Genomic DNA, 4,286 nt, shown 5'->3' on the forward strand with positions numbered 1-4,286 from the left:
TAGGTCGCCGCCAGGTCACCACGGCACACGCCAAACCAAAACGGACACGGACGGACACGGTTTCACACACGCTTGACAATCGTCGCACACGGTCCCTGACCCAGGAACACCCGCGGGGTGGAGCAGCCCGGTAGCTCGTCAGGCTCATAACCTGAAGGTCGCAGGTTCAAATCCTGCCCCCGCAACCACCGACAGTTGACAGCCCGCCTCCAACGAGGCGGGCTGTCGGCGTTTCGGGTCCGCCTCTGCGCACGCCTCCAGGATTGCCAGCAGGTCGCCATGAAGCTGCGCCTCCAGCCCGGCACCCGAGGGGCAGGGGGACAGCACGACGCGGTCGACCATGGACCGGATCATCTCCATCGCGGCCATCCCCTCGTCGCCGTCGCCGAGCACGGACTCGAGCTCCGCGATCTTCCGCCTGTACAGCTCCGGCAGGTTGGCCGGCAGCAGCATCTCCGGCGCCTCCGTCCCCAGGGCGTCGATCTCGGCGGCGAGCGTGGCGCGCTCGGCCTCCAGCGCGGACAGCCGCTCCTTCACGGACGGGCTGTACAACCCGTTCTCCACCACCTCCAGGATCGACGCGATCTTCCGGTCGATGCTCGCGAGGGCGCGCTCCTGGTCGCCGCGCCGGTTCCGGGCTTCGGCCTGATCACGCCGTTGCGCCACGACCATTTCCTCAATAAAGGCGGCGACCACGTCGGCGCCGAGCAGGCGCTCCTTCAGCCCGGCAAGAACACGGCCCTCGATCGCTTGCCGGGTGATGGTGCGGTCGTTCGGGCAGGTGCCGGAATTCCGGTGCCCGGCGCAGCCGTAGCGGTCCTTGCCCATGATGGTGTAGCGGACGCCGCAGACGCCGCAGACGCCGCAGACGCCGCAGACGCCGCAAACCAGCACGCCGGACAGAAGGAAGCGCCGCCGATGCACGCGGTTCAGGGCGTTGCCCTGCTCATCCCAACCGATTTCGGTGGCAACCGCCTCCTGTCGTGCCTTGACACGGTTCCACAGAACGTCGTCGATGATGCGCAGCTCGGCGGCTTCGACAATCTCCCGCCTTTCCTGAGGGTTGATTAGGGCGACGCGCTTGCCGGTGGAGGACGGTCATCGCAGGGACTTCAGGGGGAACGCGATCAGGGCGACGAGAAGAACAAGGGCTTGGCCAGCACCGAACGTCATGAAGCCGGCCTGGGACGGACGCCGGCGCATCTCATGGCGCGCAAGAATGCGGGCCAATCCGAGCAGCTTCTCGATCGGAACGGTCCGCTGCTCCTGCTGGGGCGGCTGGACAGTGGGCGCCGTCGTCGCGGCGTTGGAGTCGGTGGTGTGGGGCACGGGTGGAAAGTCCACGGTGTGAGCGGCCATGACGATATGGTCCGATGGTGGCAGAAGCGGAAACACAGCGGCAGATCGGCGTAGCCGACGCCAACCCGGTCATCGGTGCGGTCAGGAGTCGGGCGGCGCGGCCATGGCCGGCAGCCCCAACGAGCTCTGCTTGGCGGGCTACACCTTGCCACCGGCTTCACGATGGGCGGATGCCGCGAGCGTTGCCGCCAACGGTTCCAGAACCTCCAGTCGCCCCCGCAGGCGAGCGTTCTCGCGGCGCGCTTCGTCCAACGCCTGCTCCACCTGATGCTTGGCGGTCAGTTCAGAACGCAGCTGGTCGAGCTGCAGCGAGGAGCGCAGGTGGGCAGCCTTTTCTTCCGATAGAAGGCGGTTTACGGTCTCCACAGCGGCTTGCGCGTCCGCCGCCTGCCGCTGCCAATCCTTGATCTCTGCGGACATGCGGGTCAGCGCCGCGCCCTGCTGGGCGACCTTCACCGCCAGCTGATTGCGGTCTTCCGTGATCCTGTCATGCTCCTGCGCCAGATCCTCATAGCCCTGCTCCTGTTCAGCGATCTCGGCCGTCAGGGTGTGCAGTTCGCTCCGGCAAGCCGCGCTTTCGCTTTGCAGGGCTGCCAGCGCGGTGGTGTGCTGCTCCGCGGCGAGGAGCCTCTCCTCCTGCCGCAGGGCGTCGATGGACGCGATGAAGGCCGTCAAGGCGCCGTCGATGGCACGCCGCATCTGCTCGGCCGCGGCGCAGGACTGGACATCAACCGGCCCTCCCGCGAACGCATTCGGACCTCTCTTCGATCCAACCCAGGATGAGGTCCCGGTGCTCGTCGATCCGATGCGAGCGGACATTGCCACCGCGCTTGTCCGGCGTCAGGTCACCGCGTGTTCGCGCACGGACCACCCAGCGGATTGCCGAGGAAACCCCAACCTCTGTAAAGGCCGAATGAAGTGACCCATCCGCATTCCCGATGCAGATCGGAGCGAGGATGAGCACATAGAGGGAACGGTTTCCCCCCTCCAGAGCACCTGTTCCCTTGTCCAAATCGCTGCTTTCGTTGCTCCCGGCTGGCCTTGTCGTCGACCGGGTTTCTGTTGAGACGGATCGCGTGGCCGTTACGGCCCATGTGCGTGCCGCAAAGGCGGCTTGTCCGCTGTGCCGCCGCCCTTCCTTCTGTGTCCACAGCCTGTACAGCCGCCGTCTGGGCGACTTGCCCTGGCAGGGCCGGGTGGGCGAACTCCATCTGCGGGTCCGCCGCTTCCGGTGCGCGACAGCGGACTGTCCCCGCCGCATCTTCGCCGAACGCCTGCCTACCGTGGCGGCGCCCCGGGTCCGGCGCACCCGCCGGCTCGCCGAGGCACAACGCACCATCGCCTTGCGCACGGGCGGCGAGCCCGGCGCTCGGTTGTCCACCCGGCTCGCCATGCCGGTCAGTGGCGACACGCTGCTGCGCCTGATCCGCGCGGAGCCCGTTCCGGAAGTGCCGGCGCCGCGGATCATCGGCATTGACGACTGGGCATGGCGCCGCGGCAAGCGCTACGGCACCATCATCGTGGATCTGGAGCGCAGCCGCCCCATCGACTTGCTGCCCGATCGCCAGGCCGACACGGTGGCTGCGTGGTTGAAGGCGCACCCTGGTGTGACGGTCGTCGCCCGAGATCGCGCCGGCGCCTACGCCGACGGCATCCGCCAAGGTGCCCCCAAAGCCATCCAGGTGGCGGACCGGTGGCATCTCCTGCGCAATCTTGGCGATGCGCTGGGCCAGGTGCTCACCGGTCACCAGCGAGACCTTCGGACCGCCGCCGAACAGGCCACTGCGCCGGCCGCGACCGGCGACAAGCCGACGGTGCTGCCGGTTCGCGAACCCCGACCGGCAACCCGCAGGGAACAACGCCGGACGGCGACCCGAACTGCACGGCTCGCCCAATACGAAGAGGCGGCGGCGCTGAACGCCCGCGGCTGGTCCCAGACGCGCATTGCCCAAACGCTCGACCTCGACCGCAAGACGGTTCGGGTTTGGCTGCACGCCGGCCAGCCGCCGTCGTGGGATCAGCCGGCCAAAGGCAGCGTGCTGATCCCGTTCACCGACCATCTGTCCCGGCGCTGGGACGAGGGCTGCCACAACGCCGCCCGGCTGTGGCGGGAGATCCGGGCCCTCGGCTTCACCGGGCAGCGGAGCGTCGTCCGGGACTGGGCACAGCCGCGACGACAGAGGATCCCCGTAGCGCCATCCGGAGCGGCGGCATCGTGGCGGACACCGTCACGCCGCCGGGCGGCATGGTTGGTGGTAGCGGATGACGGGGAGATCGATGCGACCGAGCGGGCTTTCGTCGCGGCCCTGATTTCTGGAGCGCCCAAGCTGACACGGACCATCGAGGCGGGGCGGGCCTTCCGGGCCATAGTGCGCGGCAAACAGGGCGGCAACTTGGACGGCTGGCTCGCGGCGGCCGATGACACGGCCCTGGCCGGTTTTGCCAAGAGCATCAAGCGTGATCTGGCGGCGGTGCGTGCGGGGTTGACCTTGCCGTGGAGCACCGGGCCGGTGGAGGGGCAGATCAGCAAACTGAAGATGACCAAGCGCACCATGAACGGCCGTGGCGGATTCGACCTGCTGCGCCTTCGCGTTCTCGAAGCCGCTTGAACAGCGGCGCTCCAGCCATGCCGCTGCACCGGGAATGCGGATGGGCCAAACTTCATTCGGCACTGACAACCTCGAAGTGTGCTGCCGCTGCCCGGCAGGACGCTCCAGCCGCTACCGCCTCTGACCTGCTCCCCAAGTTTCCTCCACTCAGAGTGCGAGTCCCCTCATGTGATGCCCTGAATGGGCGTTGATGGCAACCGGGGCCGGGGCATGCCCCGGCCCCGGTTGCGGCGACGTCCGCGTGGCGACTTCGATCGGTGTGGCGCCGCCGAGGCCGGTGTGCGGTCGGAGGTGGTTATAGTCGCTCCGCCACGCCTC

The 4,286-nt window shown here is 68.2% G+C and carries 5 protein-coding genes and 1 tRNA gene; 3 read left to right on the plus strand and 3 right to left on the minus strand.

The window, feature by feature from the left end:
* Positions 1-111: 111 nt before the first annotated feature.
* Positions 112-188 (plus strand) — tRNA-Met (locus tag FBZ83_RS31195).
* Positions 189-279: 91 nt separating this feature from the next.
* Positions 280-1,071, plus strand: a complete 792-nt coding sequence (locus tag FBZ83_RS31630) for a hypothetical protein (RefSeq protein WP_186466247.1) — start codon at positions 280-282, stop codon at positions 1,069-1,071.
* A 27-nt stretch (positions 1,072-1,098) separates the two neighbouring features.
* Here FBZ83_RS31630 and FBZ83_RS31205 read toward each other — a convergent pair whose 3' ends face one another.
* Positions 1,099-1,359 (minus strand): hypothetical protein, encoded by a 261-nt coding sequence (locus FBZ83_RS31205; protein WP_145691169.1) that lies wholly within the window; start codon positions 1,357-1,359, stop codon positions 1,099-1,101.
* A gap of 138 nt (positions 1,360-1,497) precedes the next feature.
* Complete coding sequence (locus FBZ83_RS31210) at positions 1,498-2,058, minus strand: hypothetical protein (RefSeq protein ID WP_186466248.1); 561 nt, start codon at positions 2,056-2,058, stop codon at positions 1,498-1,500.
* Positions 2,059-2,363: 305 nt separating this feature from the next.
* On the opposite strand from FBZ83_RS31210, the gene FBZ83_RS31215 reads away from it, so the two are divergent.
* Entirely contained in the window at positions 2,364-3,968 is a 1,605-nt protein-coding gene (locus FBZ83_RS31215; protein ID WP_145691172.1) for an ISL3 family transposase, read from the plus strand.
* A gap of 147 nt (positions 3,969-4,115) precedes the next feature.
* On the opposite strand, the gene FBZ83_RS31220 is transcribed toward FBZ83_RS31215, so the two are convergent.
* Positions 4,116-4,286: integrase core domain-containing protein (locus FBZ83_RS31220; protein WP_145691174.1), on the minus strand; the 171-nt coding region annotated here is incomplete at its 5' end.

The sequence above is a fragment of the Azospirillum brasilense genome (assembly GCF_007827815.1).
Taxonomy (GTDB): domain Bacteria; phylum Pseudomonadota; class Alphaproteobacteria; order Azospirillales; family Azospirillaceae; genus Azospirillum; species Azospirillum brasilense_C.

Excerpts from the sequence above, each read along its gene's own strand:
- FBZ83_RS31630 (WP_186466247.1), top strand. The coding sequence starts at position 280 with ATGAAGCTGCGCCTCCAGCCCGGCACCCGAGGGGCAGGGGGACAGCAC.
- FBZ83_RS31205 (WP_145691169.1), bottom strand. The coding sequence starts at position 1,359 with ATGGCCGCTCACACCGTGGACTTTCCACCCGTGCCCCACACCACCGAC.
- FBZ83_RS31210 (WP_186466248.1), bottom strand. The coding sequence starts at position 2,058 with ATGCGGCGTGCCATCGACGGCGCCTTGACGGCCTTCATCGCGTCCATC.